The organism is Streptomyces sp. NPDC102462 (assembly GCF_044765425.1).
In the GTDB taxonomy this organism is placed as follows: domain Bacteria; phylum Actinomycetota; class Actinomycetes; order Streptomycetales; family Streptomycetaceae; genus Streptomyces.
The window spans coordinates 92,405-110,840 of sequence record NZ_JBIWKB010000007.1; the positions used below are offsets into that span (position 1 = coordinate 92,405).

General features: G+C 70.8%; 15 protein-coding genes and 1 pseudogene. 10 read left to right on the forward strand and 6 right to left on the reverse strand.

Annotated elements, in window-relative coordinates; all coding sequences use genetic code 11:
- Nucleotides 1-65: 65 nt before the first annotated feature.
- The 4 genes from secD to ACIRFL_RS08745 all read left to right on the forward strand — a co-directional run bounded on the left by secD (nucleotide 66) and on the right by ACIRFL_RS08745 (nucleotide 6,217).
- The gene (gene secD / locus ACIRFL_RS08730) at nucleotides 66-1,823 is read left to right on the forward strand and encodes a protein translocase subunit SecD (protein ID WP_404025493.1); all 1,758 of its coding nucleotides are present in this window, start codon (nucleotides 66-68) and stop codon (nucleotides 1,821-1,823) included.
- A 3-nt stretch (nucleotides 1,824-1,826) separates the two neighbouring features.
- Entirely contained in the window at nucleotides 1,827-2,933 is a 1,107-nt protein-coding gene (secF, locus tag ACIRFL_RS08735; RefSeq protein WP_404025495.1) for a protein translocase subunit SecF, read from the forward strand.
- Entirely contained in the window at nucleotides 2,930-3,469 is a 540-nt protein-coding gene (locus ACIRFL_RS08740) for an adenine phosphoribosyltransferase (protein ID WP_404025497.1), read from the forward strand. Before secF ends, ACIRFL_RS08740 begins: the two co-directional genes overlap by 4 nt.
- Before the next feature lie 237 nt (nucleotides 3,470-3,706).
- Nucleotides 3,707-6,217: a RelA/SpoT family protein gene (locus tag ACIRFL_RS08745; protein WP_404025500.1), complete on the forward strand. Its 2,511-nt coding sequence runs from the start codon at nucleotides 3,707-3,709 to the stop codon at nucleotides 6,215-6,217.
- 88 nt (nucleotides 6,218-6,305) lie between these two features.
- On the opposite strand, the gene ACIRFL_RS08750 is transcribed toward ACIRFL_RS08745, so the two are convergent.
- Both ACIRFL_RS08750 and ACIRFL_RS08755 read right to left on the reverse strand, forming a co-directional pair.
- Nucleotides 6,306-7,535, reverse strand: a complete 1,230-nt coding sequence (locus tag ACIRFL_RS08750; protein ID WP_404025502.1) for a DUF349 domain-containing protein — start codon at nucleotides 7,533-7,535, stop codon at nucleotides 6,306-6,308.
- 146 nt (nucleotides 7,536-7,681) lie between these two features.
- The gene (locus ACIRFL_RS08755; RefSeq protein WP_404025505.1) at nucleotides 7,682-8,503 is read right to left on the reverse strand and encodes a peptidylprolyl isomerase; all 822 of its coding nucleotides are present in this window, start codon (nucleotides 8,501-8,503) and stop codon (nucleotides 7,682-7,684) included.
- Nucleotides 8,504-8,671: 168 nt separating this feature from the next.
- On the opposite strand from ACIRFL_RS08755, the gene ACIRFL_RS08760 reads away from it, so the two are divergent.
- Together ACIRFL_RS08760 and hisS are read left to right on the forward strand one after the other, a co-directional pair.
- Entirely contained in the window at nucleotides 8,672-9,382 is a 711-nt protein-coding gene (locus tag ACIRFL_RS08760) for an MBL fold metallo-hydrolase (RefSeq protein WP_404025508.1), read from the forward strand.
- Nucleotides 9,383-9,394: 12 nt separating this feature from the next.
- On the forward strand, nucleotides 9,395-10,657 hold the full coding sequence (gene hisS / locus ACIRFL_RS08765) for a histidine--tRNA ligase (RefSeq protein WP_404025511.1): 1,263 nt from the start codon (nucleotides 9,395-9,397) through the stop codon (nucleotides 10,655-10,657).
- A 72-nt stretch (nucleotides 10,658-10,729) separates the two neighbouring features.
- Here hisS and ACIRFL_RS08770 read toward each other — a convergent pair whose 3' ends face one another.
- The 4 genes and pseudogenes from ACIRFL_RS08770 to ACIRFL_RS08785 form a co-directional block, all read right to left on the reverse strand.
- A complete protein-coding gene (locus tag ACIRFL_RS08770; protein WP_404025514.1) occupies nucleotides 10,730-11,350 on the reverse strand; it encodes a response regulator in 621 nt (206 codons plus the stop codon).
- 281 nt (nucleotides 11,351-11,631) lie between these two features.
- Nucleotides 11,632-12,810: pseudogene (locus tag ACIRFL_RS08775) on the reverse strand (sensor histidine kinase); the annotation flags it as partial.
- Nucleotides 12,807-13,652 (reverse strand): ABC transporter permease, encoded by an 846-nt coding sequence (locus ACIRFL_RS08780; RefSeq protein WP_404025516.1) that lies wholly within the window; start codon nucleotides 13,650-13,652, stop codon nucleotides 12,807-12,809. The pseudogene ACIRFL_RS08775 and the gene ACIRFL_RS08780, both read right to left, overlap by 4 nt.
- Entirely contained in the window at nucleotides 13,649-14,599 is a 951-nt protein-coding gene (locus tag ACIRFL_RS08785) for an ABC transporter ATP-binding protein (protein WP_404025519.1), read from the reverse strand. The genes ACIRFL_RS08780 and ACIRFL_RS08785 overlap by 4 nt, the downstream gene beginning before the upstream one ends.
- A gap of 146 nt (nucleotides 14,600-14,745) precedes the next feature.
- Between ACIRFL_RS08785 and ACIRFL_RS08790 the strand changes: the two genes are divergently transcribed.
- From ACIRFL_RS08790 to ACIRFL_RS08805, 4 genes are all read left to right on the forward strand, one after another.
- A complete protein-coding gene (locus tag ACIRFL_RS08790) occupies nucleotides 14,746-15,399 on the forward strand; it encodes a vitamin K epoxide reductase family protein (protein ID WP_404025521.1) in 654 nt (217 codons plus the stop codon).
- A 77-nt stretch (nucleotides 15,400-15,476) separates the two neighbouring features.
- Nucleotides 15,477-16,832, forward strand: a complete 1,356-nt coding sequence (locus ACIRFL_RS08795) for a replication-associated recombination protein A (RefSeq protein WP_404025523.1) — start codon at nucleotides 15,477-15,479, stop codon at nucleotides 16,830-16,832.
- Nucleotides 16,833-17,135: 303 nt separating this feature from the next.
- A complete protein-coding gene (gene rpsD, locus ACIRFL_RS08800; RefSeq protein ID WP_351732269.1) occupies nucleotides 17,136-17,750 on the forward strand; it encodes a 30S ribosomal protein S4 in 615 nt (204 codons plus the stop codon).
- 234 nt (nucleotides 17,751-17,984) lie between these two features.
- Entirely contained in the window at nucleotides 17,985-18,431 is a 447-nt protein-coding gene (locus ACIRFL_RS08805) for a DUF948 domain-containing protein (protein ID WP_404025525.1), read from the forward strand.
- The last annotated feature ends 5 nt before the right edge of the window (nucleotides 18,432-18,436 follow it).

Sequence of the window (18,436 nt, forward strand, 5' to 3'; positions counted from 1 at the left end):
GAACCACGTCATGGCCGCCGCCGCGCCCATCCGGCGCGGGGCGGCCCGAGAGGGAGTACGAGAAGGTGGCAGCACCTAAGAAGGGCCGGAGCGCGAGCGCCCCGGGCAAGCCGGGGCGCTCGCTGGCCCTCATCCTGATCGCCATCGTGGCGCTCACCGGGGGCATGTTCGCCTCCGGGCACACCACCCCGCGTCTCGGCATCGACCTTGCCGGCGGCACGAGCATCACGCTCCAGGCGAAGGCCGACCAGGGGTCCGCGATCAACAAGGCCAACATGGACACCGCGGTCGAGATCATGAACCGCCGTGTCAACGGCCTCGGTGTCTCCGAGGCGGAGGTGCAGACCCAGGGGACGAGCAACATCATCGTCAACATCCCCAAGGGCACCAACTCCGAAGAGGCCCGCCAGCAGGTCGGCACCACCGCAAAGCTGTACTTCCGCCCGGTCCTGGCCAGTGAGCCCAGCGGCGCCGCCGCCTCACCGAGCCCTTCGCCCAGCGGCTCCGCGGGCGGCAGCGCCTCCCCGTCGCCGTCGGGCAGCGCGTCGGCGGACGAGAAGGCGTCCTCCTCCTCGCCGTCGCCCTCGACCTCCGCGACCTCCCAGGGACGGGCCGTCACGGACGCGCTGAAGGCCGACGCCACGCCGTCCGCGACCCCGGGCGCGGACTCCGCCAGCCCCTCGGCGAGCGGCACCGGCTCCTCCGGCGGCAAGCTGGAGGACCAGTACGCCAAGCTGGACTGCTCCAAGCCGGCCGACCGGGCCACCGCCGGGAAGACGGCCAAGCCGTCCGAGTCGACCGTGGCCTGCGGCGAGATCAGCGGCGCCTGGTACAAGTACATGCTCGGCCCGGCCGCCGTCGACGGCACCGAGGTCAAGAAGGCGCAGGCGGTCTTCGACACGCAGACCGCGGCCGGCTGGCAGGTCCAGATGAACTTCAACTCCACCGGAGCGAAGAAGTTCGCCGACATCACCGGCCAGCTCGCCAAGAACTCCTCCCCGCAGAACCAGTTCGGCATCGTCCTGGACGGCGAGGTCGTCTCCAGCCCGTACGTCAGCCAGTCCATCGCCGGCGGCCAGGCGGAGATCTCCGGCAGCTTCACCCAGGAAGAGGCCCAGAGCCTCGCCAACATGCTGTCGTACGGCGCGCTCCCGCTGTCCTTCAAGGAGCAGAGCGTGACCACGGTGACCGCCGCGCTCGGCGGTGAGCAGCTGCACGCCGGTCTGCTCGCCGGCGCGATCGGTCTCGCCCTGGTCGTCATCTACCTGGTGGTCTACTACCGCGGCCTGTCGCTCGTGGCCATCGCCTCGCTGCTGGTCTCCGCGGCCCTCACCTACGTGCTCATGTCGCTGCTCGGACCGACGATCGGCTTCGCGCTGAACCTTCCGGCGGTCTGCGGTGCGATCGTCGCGATCGGTATCACGGCGGACTCGTTCATCGTGTTCTTCGAACGCGTCCGGGACGAGATCCGCGAGGGACGCTCGCTGCGTCCGGCCGTCGAACGCGGCTGGCCGCGGGCCCGGCGCACCATCCTGGTCTCCGACTTCGTGTCGTTCCTCGCCGCCGCGGTGCTGTTCGTCGTGACCGTCGGCAAGGTCCAGGGCTTCGCGTTCACGCTGGGTCTGACCACCGTGCTCGACGTCGTCGTCGTCTTCTTCTTCACCAAGCCGCTGATGACCATCCTCGCCCGCCGGAAGTTCTTCGCACAGGGCCACAAGTGGTCCGGACTCGACCCGAAGAGCCTGGGTGCCAAGCCACCGCTGCGCCGCACCCGCCGTCCCGCCGGTCCTGCCGCCGGCTCTGTCGACCCGAAGGAAGCGTGAGCGATGTCGAAACTCGGCAACCTCGGCGCCCGACTGCACCGCGGCGAGATCAGCTACGACTTCGTCGGCCACCGCAAGCTCTGGTACGGCATCTCGATCCTGATCACCATCACGGCCATCGTCGGCCTGGCGGTGCGCGGCCTGAACATGGGCATCGACTTCCAGGGCGGTGCCGTCTTCACCACTCCGAAGACCAGCGTCTCCGTGGCGCAGGCCGAGGAGTTCGCCAAGGACGCGGCCGACCACGAGGCGGTCGTGCAGAAGCTCGGCACCGGCGGTCTGCGCATCCAGATCGCGGGCATGGACACCCAGAAGTCCGACGAGGTCAAGTCCGCCCTCGCCCAGGACTTCAAGGTCAACCCGGAGACCATCAACGCCGACCTGGTCGGCCCCAGTTGGGGCGAGCAGATCGCCAACAAGGCCTGGGAGGGCCTGGCGATCTTCATGGTGCTCGTCGTGATCTACCTGGCGATCGCCTTCGAGTGGCGGATGGCCGTCGCGGCGCTCGTCGCGCTGATCCACGACATCACCATCACGACCGGCATCTACGCCCTGGTCGGCTTCGAGGTCACGCCCGGCACGATCATCGGGCTGCTGACCATCCTCGGTTACTCGCTGTACGACACGGTCGTCGTCTTCGACAGCCTCAAGGAGCAGACGAAGGACATCACGAAGCAGACCCGCTTCACCTACAGCGAGATCGCCAACCAGTCGATCAACGGCACCCTGGTCCGCTCCGTCAACACCACGGTGGTCGCGCTGCTGCCGGTCGCGGGCCTGCTGTTCATCGGCGGCGGCTTCCTCGGCGCCGGCACGCTCAACGACATCTCGCTGTCGCTGTTCGTCGGCCTCGCGGCAGGCGCGTACTCGTCGATCTTCATCGCCACACCGCTCGTCGCCGACCTCAAGGAACGCGAGCCGCAGATGAAGGCCCTCAGGAAGCGGGTCAAGGCCAAGCGGGCCCAGGCCGTGGCCGGGGAGGACGTGGCGGCCGGCCGGCCGGCGTCCGACAGCGACCCGGAGGACGCCGCACCCGCCGTGGTGGGACCGCGCAACCAGCCCGCCTCCCGCAACCGGGGACGCGGCCGACCCTCCGGGAAGCGTCGATGACCGACATCCAGGAACTGCTGCTCAGCCGCATCCGCGACGTGGCCGACTACCCGGAGCAGGGTGTGATGTTCAAGGACATCACCCCGCTCCTGGCGGACCCGGCGGCGTTCACGGCCCTCACCGACGCGCTGGCCGACGTCGCCGGTGCCACCGGCGCCACCAAGATCGTCGGCCTGGAGGCCCGGGGCTTCATCCTGGGCGCCCCGGTCGCCGTCCGCGCGGGCCTCGGTTTCGTGCCCGTCCGCAAGGCCGGCAAGCTCCCCGGCGCCACCCTGCGCCAGGCGTACGACCTGGAGTACGGCTCGGCCGAGATCGAGGTGCACGCCGAGGACCTGACCGAGGCCGACCGCATCCTGATCGTCGACGACGTCCTCGCCACGGGCGGCACAGCTCAGGCCGCGATCCAGCTCATCCAGCGGGCGGGCGCCGAGGTCGCGGGCGTCGCGGTGCTGATGGAACTCGGCTTCCTGGGCGGCCGGGCCCGGCTGGAACAGGCGCTGGACGGGGCTCCGCTGGAGGCGCTGCTCCAGCTCTGAGCACGGCTGCCGGGGGCGTGCGCGGCAGCGCGCAACCCGTGCGGACACCGCGGGACACCCCAGCGACACCCGTGGGACACCGCTGAGGCGGGCCCGGAGGAATCTGGCGCCCGCCTCTTGCGTTGCCCGGGTAGACGGTCCGCACTTCGGTCTCAAGGCGATGCCGAAGCCCGCAGTCGATACCATGGGGTCTCCGGAGCCTGACCGGGGGACCCGGATCGCGCACGAGGAGTCCTCTTGCCAGACGAGGCCCAGCCACTGACCGCCGCCAAGCCCGAGTCCGCCTCGGCGCCCGCGGCGAAGCCCGCGCTGCCCGCCAAGAAGGACACCCGCGGGCCGGTCGAGCACGCCCAGTCCGCGCCGGTCGACCAGTCGATCCAGCCCGTGCGCCCCAAGCCCGCCCCGCCCGCGGTCCGTCCCGGCACCGGGCAGCCGGCCCGCTCCGGCTCCTCCAACCGCGTCCGCGCCCGCCTCGCCCGGCTCGGCGTGCAGCGTGCCAACCCGTACAACCCGGTCCTGGAGCCGCTGCTGCGGATAGTGCGCAGCAACGACCCCAAGATCGAGAACGCCACCCTGCGCCAGATCGAACGCGCCTACCAGGTCGCCGAGCGCTGGCACCGCGGTCAGAAGCGCAAGAGCGGCGACCCGTACATCACGCATCCGCTCGCCGTGACCACCATCCTGGCCGAGCTGGGCATGGACCCGGCCACCTTGATGGCGGGCCTGCTGCACGACACCGTCGAGGACACCGAGTACGGCCTGGACGACCTCCGCCGCGACTTCGGCGATGTGGTGGCCCTCCTCGTCGACGGCGTCACCAAGCTGGACAAGGTCAAGTTCGGCGAGGCCGCGCAGGCCGAGACCGTGCGCAAGATGGTCGTCGCCATGGCCAAGGACCCGCGCGTCCTGGTCATCAAGCTCGCCGACCGCCTGCACAACATGCGCACGATGCGCTACCTCAAGCGGGAGAAGCAGGAGAAGAAGGCGCGCGAGACGCTGGAGATCTACGCGCCGCTCGCCCACCGGCTGGGCATGAACACCATCAAGTGGGAGCTGGAGGACCTGGCCTTCGCCATCCTCTACCCCAAGATGTACGACGAGATCGTCCGGCTGGTCGCCGAGCGCGCGCCCAAGCGGGACGAGTACCTCGCCATAGTGACCGACGAGGTCCAGGCCGACCTGCGCGCCGCCCGCATCAAGGCGACCGTCACCGGCCGGCCCAAGCACTACTACAGCGTCTACCAGAAGATGATCGTCCGCGGCCGTGACTTCGCGGAGATCTACGACCTGGTGGGCATCCGCGTCCTGGTGGACACCGTCCGCGACTGCTATGCGGCGCTGGGCACCGTCCATGCGCGCTGGAACCCGGTTCCGGGGCGCTTCAAGGACTACATCGCGATGCCCAAGTTCAACATGTACCAGTCGCTGCACACGACGGTGATCGGCCCCAACGGCAAGCCCGTCGAACTGCAGATCCGCACCTTCGACATGCACCGCCGCGCCGAGTACGGCATCGCCGCGCACTGGAAGTACAAGCAGGAGGCCGTCGCCGGCGCCTCCAAGGTCCGCACCGACGTGCCCAAGCCCGCGGGCAAGGCCGGCAAGGAATCCGCCGCCATCAACGACATGGCGTGGCTGCGGCAGTTGCTGGACTGGCAGAAGGAGACCGAGGACCCGGGCGAGTTCCTGGAGTCGCTGCGCTTCGACCTGTCCCGCAACGAGGTCTTCGTCTTCACACCCAAGGGCGATGTCATCGCGCTGCCCGCCGGTGCCACCCCGGTCGACTTCGCGTACGCGGTGCACACCGAGGTCGGCCACCGCACCATAGGAGCGCGGGTCAACGGCCGTCTCGTACCGCTCGAATCCACCCTGGACAACGGCGATCTGGTGGAGGTCTTCACCTCCAAGGCGCCGGGCGCCGGACCCTCGCGTGACTGGCTGGGCTTCGTCAAGTCGCCGCGTGCCCGCAACAAGATCCGCGCCTGGTTCTCCAAGGAGCGCCGCGACGAGGCGATCGAGCAGGGCAAGGACGCCATCGTCCGCGCGATGCGCAAACAGAACCTGCCGATCCAGCGGATCCTGACCGGCGACTCGCTCGTCACGCTCGCGCACGAGATGCGCTACCCGGACATCTCCGCCCTGTACGCGGCGATCGGCGAGGGACACGTCTCCGCGCAGAACGTCGTGCAGAAACTGGTGCAGGCGCTCGGCGGCGAGGAGGCGGCCACCGAGGAGATCGACGAGAGCGTGCCGCCCTCGCGCGGCCGGGGCAAGCGCCGCTCCAGTGCCGATCCGGGTGTGGTCGTCAAGGGCGTCGAGGACGTGTGGGTCAAGCTGGCCCGCTGCTGTACGCCGGTGCCCGGCGACCCGATCATCGGCTTCGTCACGCGCGGCAGCGGCGTCTCGGTGCACCGCAGCGACTGCGTCAACGTGGAGTCGCTGTCGCGCGAGCCCGAGCGGATCCTGGAGGTCGAGTGGGCACCCACCCAGTCCTCGGTCTTCCTCGTCGCCATCCAGGTCGAGGCCCTGGACCGCTCCCGGCTGCTGTCGGACGTCACCCGTGTCCTGTCCGACCAGCACGTCAACATCCTCTCCGCGGCCGTCCAGACCTCCCGCGACCGCGTCGCCACCTCACGCTTCACCTTCGAGATGGGCGACCCGAAACACCTCGGGCACGTGCTGAAGGCCGTGCGGGGCGTGGAGGGCGTCTACGACGTGTACCGGGTGACCTCGGCCCGCAGCAGGTGACGCGGCCCCGCGGACGGTGAGAGGGCCCCGTACGGCTGTACGGGGCCCTCTCACGCGACGCGCGACGGCGGAAGCGGACGCGGTGGCGTCAGCCGCCGAACTCCTGCAGGCCCTTCAGCGCCTGGTCGAGGAGCGCCTGGCGGCTCTCCAGCTCCCGTTCGAGCTTTTCGGCCCTGGACGCGTTGCCCTGCGCCCGGGCCTGCTCGATCTGGCCCTTCAGCTTGTCCACGGCGGCCTGGAGCTGACCGGTCAGGCCCTCGGCACGCGCACGTGCCTCCGGGTTGGTCCGGCGCCACTCGGCCTCCTCGGCCTCCTGGATCGCCCGGTCGACCGTGTGCATCCGGCCCTCGACCCTGGGACGCGCGTCGCGCGGCACATGGCCGATGGCCTCCCAGCGCTCGTTGATCGAACGGAAGGCGGCCCTGGCGGCCTTGAGGTCGCCGATCGGCAGCAGCTTCTCGGCCTCCTCGGCCAGCTCCTCCTTCAGCTTCAGGTTCTCCGCCTGCTCGGCGTCACGCTCCGCGAACACCGAACTGCGGGCGGCGAAGAACACGTCCTGCGCGCCGCGGAAGCGGTTCCACAGGTCGTCCTCGTGCTCGCGCTGGGCGCGGCCCGCGGCCTTCCACTCCGCCATCAGCTCGCGGTAGCGGGCCGCCGTCGGACCCCAGTCCGTCGAGTCGGACAGCGACTCGGCCTCGGCGACCAGCCGCTCCTTGATCTTGCGGGCGTCCTCGCGCTGCGCGTCCAACTGCGCGAAGTGCGCCTTGCGACGCTTGGAGAACGCCGACCGGGCGTGGGAGAAGCGGTGCCACAGCTCGTCGTCCGACTTGCGGTCGAGCCGCGGCAGGCCCTTCCAGGTGTCCACCAGGGCGCGCAGCCGCTCACCGGCGGCCCGCCACTGATCGGACTGCGCCAGCCGCTCGGCCTCGGCGACCAGCTCCTCCTTGGACCTGCGGGCCTCGTCGGTCTGCTTGGCACGCTGCGCCTTGCGCTCCTCGCGGCGGGCGTCCACCGTCGCCACGAGCTTGTCCAGCCGGGCCCGCAGCGATTCGAGGTCACCCACCGCATGATGCGCGTCCACCTGCTCGCGCAGGTGGCCGATCGCGATGTGGGCGTCCTTCGCCGACAGGTCGGTGGTCTGGACTCGCTTTTCGAGGAGGCCGATTTCGACGACCAGGCCCTCGTACTTGCGCTCGAAGTAGGCCAGCGCCTCCTCGGGGGAGCCGGCCTGCCAGGAACCGACGACCTGCTCGCCGTCGGCCGTACGCACGTACACGGTCCCCGTCTCGTCGACGCGGCCCCACGGGTCGCTGCTCACAGCGCCTCCTCCACATGATGCCTGCGCAGGGCTTGTGCACCCCCGGGCATCGTCCACAGTTTCGTCACGGCCAACATAGGCGACCGGCGGGTGGCCTGTCCGCATCCCGCGCGACCGAAATTCCGCAGTGGGCCGTCATATGTGTGTCAGGACTTCGTGACCGTCGCCTTGTTGATCACGACCGTCGCGTTCGGAGCACCGTCGCCGGCGCCCGTGTTCTCGCCGGCGTCGGCGATCTTCTTGAGCACCTTCAATCCTGCCTCGTCGATGGTGCCGAACGGTGTGTAGCTGGGCGGCAACTGGCTGTCCTGGTACACCAGGAAGAACTGGCTGCCGCCGGTGTGCGCCTGGCCGGTGTTCGCCATCGCGACCGTGCCCGCCGGGTACACGTTGTTCTTCAGGCTCTTGTCCTTCAGGTTCTCGTCCGGGATCGTGTAGCCGGGACCGCCGCTGCCGGTGCCCGTCGGATCGCCGCACTGCAGCACGTAGATGCCGTTCGTGGTGAGCCGGTGGCACTTGGTGTGGTCGAAGTAGCCCTTGCCGGCGAGGAAGTTGAACGAGTTGACGGTGTGCGGCGCCGCCGAGGTCTTCAGCGCGACGTCGATGTCACCGCAGGTCGTCGCGAGCTTCATGGTGTAGTCGGCCGACTTGTCGACCGTCATCGCCGGCTCCTTCTTCCAGCTCAGCTTCTCGACCGACCCCTTGGCGGCCTTCTCGCACGGATCGGGGGCCTTGCTGCTCGCCGAGGCGCTGGGCGTCACCTCGGCGTTCGCGTTGGCCTTGTCGTCGTCGTTCTTGAGCACTCCGGTCGTGTACAGCGCGAGGCTGCCGATGACGACCACGCCGAGTACCGACGCGATCACGGAGTTCCGCATCCGTGCCTTGCGCCGCGCGGACGTACGCCGCTGCTGCTGCCGCAAGAACTTCTCCCGGGCGAGCTGACGCCGCCGCTGCTCCTGGCTGACCACCGGGTTCTCTCCTCATGCGTGTCGTGTGTCGACCGGTACGCGTGTGTCCTGTGAGCCGACCGCTGCGTGTAGCCCCGTACCGTATATGGGTTAGCTGAGGAAACGGCAGCGCCGGTAGGCTCTGACGACAGCGGAAGCCGCCCATAATCGACACAACGAAGGACGATCGTGCTCATTGCCGGGTTCCCCGCCGGGGCCTGGGGGACGAACTGTTATCTCGTCGCCCCCGCCGCCGGCGAGGAGTGCGTGATCATCGACCCGGGCCACCAGGCCGCCCCAGGAGTCGAGGAAGCACTCACGAAGCATCGGCTCAAGCCCGTCGCCGTCGTCCTCACCCACGGCCACATCGACCATGTGGCCTCGGTCGTCCCGGTGTGCGGCGCGCACGACGTGCCCGCCTGGATCCACCCCGAGGACCGGTACATGATGAGCGACCCCGAGAAGGCGCTCGGCCGCTCCATCGGCATGCCCCTGATGGGTGAGCTGACCGTGGGGGAGCCGGACGATGTCAAGGAGCTGACGGACGGGGCGACGCTCGAACTGGCCGGTCTTGAGCTGGCCGTGGCGCACGCACCGGGCCATACCAAGGGGTCGGTGACCTTCCGGATGCCCGAGTCGGCGGACGTCCCGCCGGTGTTCTTCTCGGGCGATCTGCTCTTCGCCGGCTCCATCGGACGCACCGACCTGCCCGGCGGTGACATGGCCGAGATGCTCGACTCGCTGGCCCGCGTGTGCCTGCCGCTCGACGACTCGACCGTGGTGCTGTCCGGCCACGGCCCCCAGACGACCATCGGCCAGGAGCGCGCCACCAATCCGTATCTGCGGCAGGTGGCCGCCGGCCCGGGAGCGCGTGCCGACGCTCCCCGACGAGGAATGTGACGAGAGACCTTCGTGAGCACCTTCAGCGCCCCCAAGGGCACGTACGACCTGATCCCGCCGGAGAGCGCCAAGTACCTGGCCGTCCGCGAGGCGATCGCCGCGCCCCTGCGCAACTCCGGCTACGGCTACATCGAAACGCCCGGTTTCGAGAACGTGGAACTCTTCGCACGCGGTGTCGGCGAGTCCACCGACATCGTGACGAAGGAGATGTACGCCTTCGAGACCAAGGGCGGCGACCGGCTCGCCCTGCGCCCCGAGGGCACGGCGTCCGTGCTGCGCGCGGCACTTGAGGCCAATCTGCACAAGGCCGGCAACCTCCCGGTCAAGCTCTGGTACTCCGGTTCGTACTACCGCTACGAGCGCCCGCAGAAGGGCCGTTACCGGCACTTCTCCCAGGTCGGCGCCGAGGCGATCGGCGCCGAGGACCCGGCGCTCGACGCAGAGCTGATCATCCTGGCGGACCAGGCGTACCGCTCGCTGGGGCTGCGGCAGTTCAGGATCCTGCTGAACAGCCTCGGCGACCGGGAGTGCCGGCCGGTGTACCGGGCCGCGCTCCAGGACTTCCTGCGCGGCCTCGACCTGGACGAGGAGACCCGCCGCCGCATCGAGATCAACCCGCTGCGGGTGCTCGACGACAAGCGCGAGTCGGTGCAGAAGCAACTGACGGGCGTGCCGCTGCTGCGCGACTACCTGTGCGACGCCTGCAAGACCTACCACGAGGAGGTCCGTGAGCTGATCACCGCGGCGGGCGTGGCCTTCGAGGACGACCCGAAGCTGGTGCGCGGCCTGGACTACTACACGCGCACCACCTTCGAGTTCGTGCACGACGGCCTGGGCTCGCAGTCCGCGGTCGGTGGCGGCGGCCGCTACGACGGCCTGTCGGAGATGATCGGCGGCCCGGCGCTCCCGTCGGTCGGCTGGGCCCTCGGCGTCGACCGTACGGTGCTGGCCCTGGAGGCGGAGGGCATCGCGCTCGACCTGCCGGCCCCGACCAGCGTGTTCGCGGTCCCCCTCGGGGACGAGGCGCGGCGCGTGCTGTTCGGCAAGGTGACCGAGCTGCGCAAGGTGGGCGTCGCGGCGGACTTCTCCTACGGCGCCAAGGGACTCAAGGCCGCGATGAAGGCGGCCAACCGCTCCGGCGCGCGGTACGCCCTGGTGCTCGGCGAGCGCGACCTGGCGGAGGGTGTCGTCCAGCTCAAGGACATGGCCTCCGGCGAGCAGCAGCCGGTCAGCGTGAACGAGATCGTGGCGGAGCTGGAGGCACGGCTCGGGTGACCTGAGGGCCGGACGGCGCGCCGCCGTCCGGCCCCGCTGCCCGCGCCGACGGTGACGACGCGAACGCGGACGTCACAACAGCCCGTCGCGCATCGCGGTGGTCACCGCGGCCGTCCGGTCGGCCACGCCCAGCTTGCCGAAGATCCGCAGCAGATGGGTCTTCACCGTGGACTCCCCGATGAACAGCTCCCGCCCGATCTCGGCGTTGGTGCGGCCCTCGGCCACCAGCCGCAGCACCGCGACCTCCCGCTGAGACAGCCGCGGGCGCTCCGGCCTGGTGCGCAGCCGGTCCACAAGACGGGCCGCGACCGACGGCGCCAGCACCGTCTCGCCGCGTGCCGCGGCCCGTACCGCGGCGGCCAGTTCGCCCCGTGCCAGGTCCTTGAGCAGATAGCCGGCGGCCCCCGCCTCCACGGCCCGCAGGATGTCCCGGTCCGTCTCGTACGTCGTCAGGACGACCACCGGGCACGTCAGCCCGGACTCGACCATCCGCACGATGGACTCGACGCCCCCGCCGCCCGGCATCCTGAGGTCCATCAGCACGATGTCGGGCCGCAGTTGGGCCGCCAGCGCCTCCGCCTGCGGACCGCTGGACGCGTCCGCCACCACCTCCAGGTCCGGTTCGGCGCTCAGCATGGCGCGCAGGCCCTCCCGTACGACGGGATGGTCGTCGGCCAGGACGATCCGGATCACGGGTTCTCACTCCTCACAGCGAACGGAACAGCGGCGGACGCCGGGTCGGCACCGGGGTCGGCAACGGGTGCGGCACCGGGGTCGGCCTGGGAATCGGCGCCCGCGCCGGTATGCGGATCCGGGCCGGGCCCGGTCCGGGGGCACGCCTGGGAACCGGTGTCCACCGCGGTGCGGGGGCGGGTGGGGGAGTCGGTGTCCGCCGCGGTGCCGGGATCCGGGGCGGGGTCGTTTGCGGGGCCGGTGTCCGGTCCTGTGCCGTGACCGGTGTCGGCGGGGGCCGCAGGGACGGGCAGGCACACGGTGACCGTCGTGCCGGCACCGGGCGCGCTGCGCACCGAAGCCGTCCCGCCCGCCTCGGCGGCCCGGGCGCGCAGCCCGGCAAGACCGTAACCACTCTGGACGGCCCCCGGGTCGAAGCCACGGCCGTCGTCGCGCACCGAGACGGTCAGGGTCCCCGCGGCGTACCGCAGGCGGATGTCCACCGCCGCCGGACTCCCCGCGTGCTTGCGGGCGTTGGCCAGCGCCTCCTGGCAGGAGCGCAGCGCCACGACCTCCGGCCCGGCGGGCAGCGCCCGCACCTCACCGGTCACCTCCAGCAGCGCACCGTGCCGGGCGGCCAGCCGGCCCAGGGCGTCCGGCAGGGACGCGCCGTCGAGGTCGGCCGGGGTGCCCCCGGCCACCAGCGCCCGGGCCTCGGCGAGGTTCTGCCGGGCCGTCTCGTCCATCAGCGTCAGATGGCGCCGGGCGAGCGGCAGGTCGTGCTCAAGCTCGGCCTCGACCGCCTGGACCAGCATCAGCAGGCTGGTGAAACCCTGGGCGAGGGTGTCGTGGATCTCGCGTGCCATGCGCTCGCGCTCGGCCAGCGCGCCGTGCGCGGCCGACAGCCGGGCGACCTCGTGCCGGCTCGCGTCCAACTCCGCGATCAGCTCCGCCCGTTCCCAGCTCTGCTGGATGATCCGGATGATCCAGCCGCCGACCGCCACCGAGAAGGTGAGGGAGACCAGGGCGGAGAGCGCCTCGGCGAACAGCTCCGCGCCGGCCGGCCGCCACAGCAGCGCCCCGCCGAGCACCGGCACCAGGTTGATCACGGTGACCGCCACCAGCGCCCCGCGCAGCCGCAGCGTCATGAAGCACTGCGGGACGAGCGCGAACGTCGCCAGCCGCGCCTCGCCCGCCAGCACCGCCGACGACAGGAACGGCGCGATCGCCCCGGACAGATAGCGCACCACCCGCCGCCCGTCCGGCATGTCCTCCCTGAGCAGCGGCCGGCCGAGCGCCACGTACCAGGGCACCAGAGGGAGCAGCAGCCCGGCGGCGAGCGCCCGCACGGGCCACCCCGGTCGGCCCGCCGTGAGGACGAGCACCAGGGTGGCCGCCCAGGCGATGGCGAAGTACGCGTCCCAGAGCCGCATCGTGCGGTCCCAGGCGTGCACGTCGCGCGCCGAGCCCCGGCCGGTCATCCGTCGCGCCGGTTCTTCCAGCGGAAGGTCAGCAGACACAGCGCCAATCCTCCGACGCACCAGGCGGCGAGCACCAGGGCGATCCGGCCGAACTCCCAGCTGCCCGCCTGCTCCAGGACCCGCGCGGAGTCGGGCAGGAACACCCCGCGCAGCCCCTGGCACAGCCACTTCAGCGGGAACAGGGCACCGATGTTCAGCATCCAGTCCGGAATGCTGTCGATGGAGATGTACACCCCGGAGATGAACTGCACGACCAGGAACGGCAGTACGACGACGGAACTCGCGCTCCTGGCCGACCTGGGCACCGAGCTGACCGCGATGCCGAGCAGCGCGCATCCGGTCAGACCGAGCACGAAGATCCACCCGAAGTCGAACCACCGGCCCGCGTCGGACGGCAGGTCGACGCCGTACAGCGTGGTGCCGACGAGCAGGAGGATCGCCGTCTCCAGGAATCCGGTGACCAGAACCAGCCAGATCTTGCCGAGGAAGTACGCCGCCGGCGGCATCGGGGTGCCGCGCAGCCGCCGCAGCACCTTCTCGTCCCGTTCCACGGCGATCGAGATGCCCAGCGACTGGAAGCTCGTCGACATGATCCCCGAGGCCATCATCGCGGGCACGTACAGCTGGGAGGCGGTCACGCCGCTGCCGCGCACGTCGTCCTGGAAGATCGACGCGAACAGGAAGAGCAGGACGACCGGGAAGGCGAAGGTGAACACCACCTGGTCGCGCTGCCGGAAGAACTGCCTGATCTCCAGTGCGCCCCGGTGCAGCCCGACGGCAAAGGCCCCGGGCAGCCGGTCGGCGGGCGCCTGGGTGCGGGGGCGCGTCCCGGTCGCGGTCACCGTGCGTCCTCCCGTCCGAGGAGGCCGTCGGCGCCGTCGCCGGGGAGGTCCGCGGCGCCTTCTTCGGCGGGCCGCGCGCCAAGCGGGTCCGTGCTCTGTCCGATGAGCCGCAGATAGACGTCCTCCAGCGTGGGGCGGCCGACCCGCAGCCCCGGGATCTCTCCGGCGAAGCGCCGCATGAGCCGCGCGATCGTGCGCGTCGGGGTGGCCGTGCGTTCCGTGCGCACCCGGCCGTCGGGTCCGGTCCACTCCACGGTGGCCTCGGTGCCGTACCGGTCGCGCAGTTCACCGGGCTCGCCCAGGGCGACGACCCGGCCCCGGGCGACGGCGGCGAGCCGGTCGGCGAGCGCCTCGGCCTCCTCCAGGTAGTGCGTGGTCAGCACGATCGTCGTGCCCTCGGCCGCGAGCAGCCGGATCAGCTCCCAGAAGCGCCGGCGGGCCGCCGGGTCGAAACCGGTCGTCGGCTCGTCCAGGAGCAGCAGTTCGGGTCCGCCGATCACCCCGAGCGCCACGTCGAGCCGGCGGCGCTGCCCGCCGGAGAGGGACTTGATCCGGCTGTCCGCCTTCTCCCGGAGGCCGACCAGGCCGATCACCTCCTCCGGGTCGCGCGGAGACGGGTAGTAGCGGGCGAAATGCCGCACGCTCTCGCGCACCGTCAACTCGGCGGGTGCCGATTCGTCCTGCCAGACGATTCCCACACGGGATCGCCACGCGCGCGTGGCGGTCGCCGGGTCCGCCCCCAGGACCGAGACCTCGCCGCCGTCCCGGGACCGGTTGCCCTGAAGGATCTCCACCGTGGTGCTCTTGCCCGCTCCGTTGGGTCCGAGCAGGCCGAACACCTCGCCCCGCCGGATGCCGAGATCGATGCCGTCCACCGCGGTCACGTCCCCGTACTGCTTGCGCAGCCCCCGTACGTCCACCGCGACGTCGTTCGCGTGTGCTGTCATGGCACTGAGGGTCGGCCGGAACCGAGCGTTCCGGGACGACCGTGCGTACTTCCTTATGTCCACCGAACGGTGGACAGGACCCCAGGTGCGGCACAATGGCCCCTGCCCGAAGAAGGTCCAACTCTCAAGCAGACGGAATCGGCGTGATGAGCAAGACGACAGTCAAGGACGCCTCCACCGAGCCCGGGCCCGAGCGTGCCGCCGGAGCGCGGACGGAGGGCGGCAGCCGCGCCTTCGCCCTGCTGCTGGTGATCACCGGCGCGGCCGGGGTGCTCGCCGCCTGGGTCATCACGATCGACAAGTTCAAGCTGCTGGAGGCGAAGGTCGAGGGCAAGACCTTCACCCCCGGGTGCAGCCTCAACCCGGTCGTCTCCTGCGGCAGCGTCATGGAGAGCAAGCAGGCCGCCGTCTTCGGCTTCCCGAACCCCATGCTCGGCCTGGTCTGCTACGGCGTCGTCATCTGCGTCGGCATGAGCCTGCTCACCCGGGCCCGCTTCCCGCGCTGGTACTGGCTGACCTTCAACGCCGGCACGCTCTTCGGCGTGGGCTTCTGCACCTGGCTGCAGTTCCAGTCCCTGTACCGGATCAACGCGCTGTGCCTGTGGTGCTGCCTGGCCTGGGTCGCCACGATCATCATGTTCTGGTACGTGACGTCGTTCAACGTCCGCAAGGACTTCCTGCCCGCCCCGCGCTGGCTGAAGGGCTTCTTCGGCGAGTTCACCTGGGTGCTCCCGGTGCTGCACGTCGGCGTCATCGGCATGCTGATCCTGACCCGCTGGTGGGACTTCTGGACCGGCTGAGCCCGGACCGGGCCCCGGCCACGTCGCCGGCACCGGGTCCCGGCCGCGTTGTCAGTGCGGTGATTTAGGGTTTCAGCGTGGAACCCGACCTGTTCACCGCGGCGGCGGAAGAGCGCCAGGAGAAGGACCCGGCAGGCAGCCCCCTGGCGGTGCGGATGCGCCCGCGCACCCTGGACGAGGTGGTGGGCCAGCAACACCTGCTCAAGCCCGGCTCGCCGCTGCGCCGGCTGGTCGGCGAGGGAGCGGGCGGCCCGGCCGGACCCTCCTCGGTGATCCTCTGGGGCCCGCCCGGCACCGGCAAGACGACCCTGGCGTACGTCGTCTCCAAGGCCACCAACAAGCGCTTCGTGGAACTGTCCGCGATCACCGCGGGCGTCAAGGAGGTCCGCGCGGTCATCGACGGCGCACGCCGCGCCACCGGGGGCTTCGGCAAGGAGACGGTCCTCTTCCTGGACGAGATCCACCGCTTCAGCAAGGCCCAGCAGGACTCCCTGCTCCCGGCGGTCGAGAACCGCTGGGTGACCCTGATCGCGGCCACCACCGAGAACCCGTACTTCTCGGTGATCTCCCCCCTGCTGTCACGCTCCCTGCTGCTCACCCTCGAACCCCTCACGGACGACGACGTGCGCGGGCTGCTCCGCCGCGCGCTGGCCGACGAGCGGGGCCTCGGCGCGGCCGTCGCCCTCCCCGAGGACACCGAGGACCACCTGCTGCGGATCGCCGGCGGCGACGCGCGCCGCGCCCTGACCGCGTTGGAGGCGGCGGCCGGCGCCGCGCTCGACAAGGGCGAGCCGGAGATCGCGCTCGGCACCCTGGAGGAGACGGTCGACCGGGCCGCCGTGAAGTACGACCGCGACGGCGACCAGCACTACGACGTGGTGAGCGCGCTCATCAAGTCCATCCGCGGCTCCGACGTGGACGCGGCCCTGCACTATCTGGCGCGGATGATCGAGGCCGGCGAGGACCCCCGTTTCATCGCCCGCCGGCTGATGATCTCCGCCAGCGAGGACATCGGGCTCGCCGATCCGAACGCCCTGCCGCTCGCGGTGGCCGCCGCCCAGGCCGTCGCCATGATCGGTTTCCCGGAGGCGGCCCTCACCCTCAGCCACGCCACCATCGCCCTGGCTCTCGCCCCCAAGTCCAACGCCGCGACGACGGCGATCGGCGCCGCCCTGGACGACGTACGCAAGGGGCTCGCTGGCCCGGTCCCGCCGCATCTGCGCGACGGGCACTACAAGGGCGCCGCCAAGCTCGGCCACGCCCAGGGGTATGTGTACCCGCACGACCTGCCCGAGGGCATCGCCGCCCAGCAGTACGCGCCGGACGCTCTCCAGGACCGTGAGTACTACACCCCGACCCGGCACGGCGCCGAGGCCCGGTACGCGGACGCGGTCGAATGGACCAGGAAGCACCTCGGTCGCAAGCGGTCCTGAGCGCCCTGTAGACTTCCTCGAAGCGCTGAGTCCCGCGCCGTCAGAGCGGGACAGCCAGCCGGAGACCCAGTCCCTCGGGGCTGGCTCCAGGAGCGTCGCGCACCGTCGAACGGTGTCGCGGGCAGCCCACCACCCCCCGGAGTCCCGGGACCGGCCGGTGGGCCACTCGCGTGCTGCACGTATGTGCCCAGACCAGGGAAGCGGCTGCCCGGCAGGTCCCCTGCGGACCCGGCGGGATTCCCCGGCTGCGGATGCGACCTCCCTCAACACTGACAAGCCGAACGACGAAAGAAGACAGGAACAGTGGCGAACCAGTCCCGCCCCAAGGTCAAGAAGTCGCGTGCCCTCGGCATCGCGCTGACCCCGAAGGCCGTCAAGTACTTCGAGGCCCGTCCCTACCCGCCGGGTGAGCACGGCCGCGGCCGCAAGCAGAACTCGGACTACAAGGTCCGTCTGCTGGAGAAGCAGCGCCTGCGCGCTCAGTACGACATCTCCGAGCGCCAGCTGGTGCGCGCCTACGAGCGTGCGTCCAAGGTCCAGGGCAAGACCGGTGAGGCCCTGATCGTCGAGCTGGAGCGCCGTCTCGACGCGCTGGTCCTGCGTTCGGGCATCGCCCGCACGATCTACCAGGCCCGCCAGATGGTCGTCCACGGCCACATCCAGGTCAACGGCCAGAAGGTGGACAAGCCGTCCTACGGCGTGCGCCCGGACGACGTCATCCAGGTCCGCGACCGCAGCAAGGACAAGACGCTCTTCCAGATCGCCCGTGAGGGCGGCTTCGCCCCCGACGGCGAGACCCCGCGCTACCTCCAGGTGAACCTCAAGGCCCTGGCGTTCCGCCTGGATCGCGAGCCGAACCGCAAGGAAGTCCCGGTGATCTGCGACGAGCAGCTCGTCGTCGAGTACTACGCCCGCTGATCACCCTCGGCGGCGGCAGTACCACCGGGCCTTGTGCCTCGCCCGCCGCTTCCCACCGCACCGGTGGGAAGCGGCGGGCGCTTTCGTCCACCCGACGCCTTGCGGAAGCCGAAATCCGGTACGGCGGGCCACCGCGGGCGCGATAGGGTCGGATGGCGACTTTCGAAAGTGCCCGTCGGCAAGTGCCCAGCGACAGCCCGTGGGCACCCCAGTGACAGCAGGGAGCGGTGCAGCGTGTCCGGTGGAGAGGTTGCCGGAATCCTGGTGGCCGTCTTCTGGGCGATCCTGGTCTCCTTCCTCGCCGTTGCCCTGGCGAGGCTGGCCCAGACGCTCAAGGCGACCACCAAACTGGTGGCGGACGTGACCGACCAGGCCGTCCCGCTACTCTCCGACGCCTCCGCCGCGGTGCGCTCCGCACAGACCCAGATCGACCGGGTCGACGCCATCGCCTCGGACGTCCAGGAGGTCACCTCCAACGCCTCGGCGCTGTCGACGACCGTCGCGTCCACCTTCGGCGGCCCCCTCGTCAAGGTCGCGGCGTTCGGCTACGGCGTGCGCCGGGCCATCACCGGCCGGCGTGAGGACGTGCCCGGCAAGGCGCCCCGGCGTACCGTGATCGTGGGCCGCACCATCCCGTCCGCGCGGCGGGGGAAGCGGAACACCCGGGAAAAGAGAGACTGACCGAG

Excerpts from the sequence above, each read along its gene's own strand:
- ACIRFL_RS08785 (WP_404025519.1), bottom strand. The coding sequence starts at position 14,599 with ATGACAGCACACGCGAACGACGTCGCGGTGGACGTACGGGGGCTGCGC.
- secF (WP_404025495.1), top strand. The coding sequence starts at position 1,827 with ATGTCGAAACTCGGCAACCTCGGCGCCCGACTGCACCGCGGCGAGATC.
- ACIRFL_RS08790 (WP_404025521.1), top strand. The coding sequence starts at position 14,746 with ATGAGCAAGACGACAGTCAAGGACGCCTCCACCGAGCCCGGGCCCGAG.
- ACIRFL_RS08740 (WP_404025497.1), top strand. The coding sequence starts at position 2,930 with ATGACCGACATCCAGGAACTGCTGCTCAGCCGCATCCGCGACGTGGCC.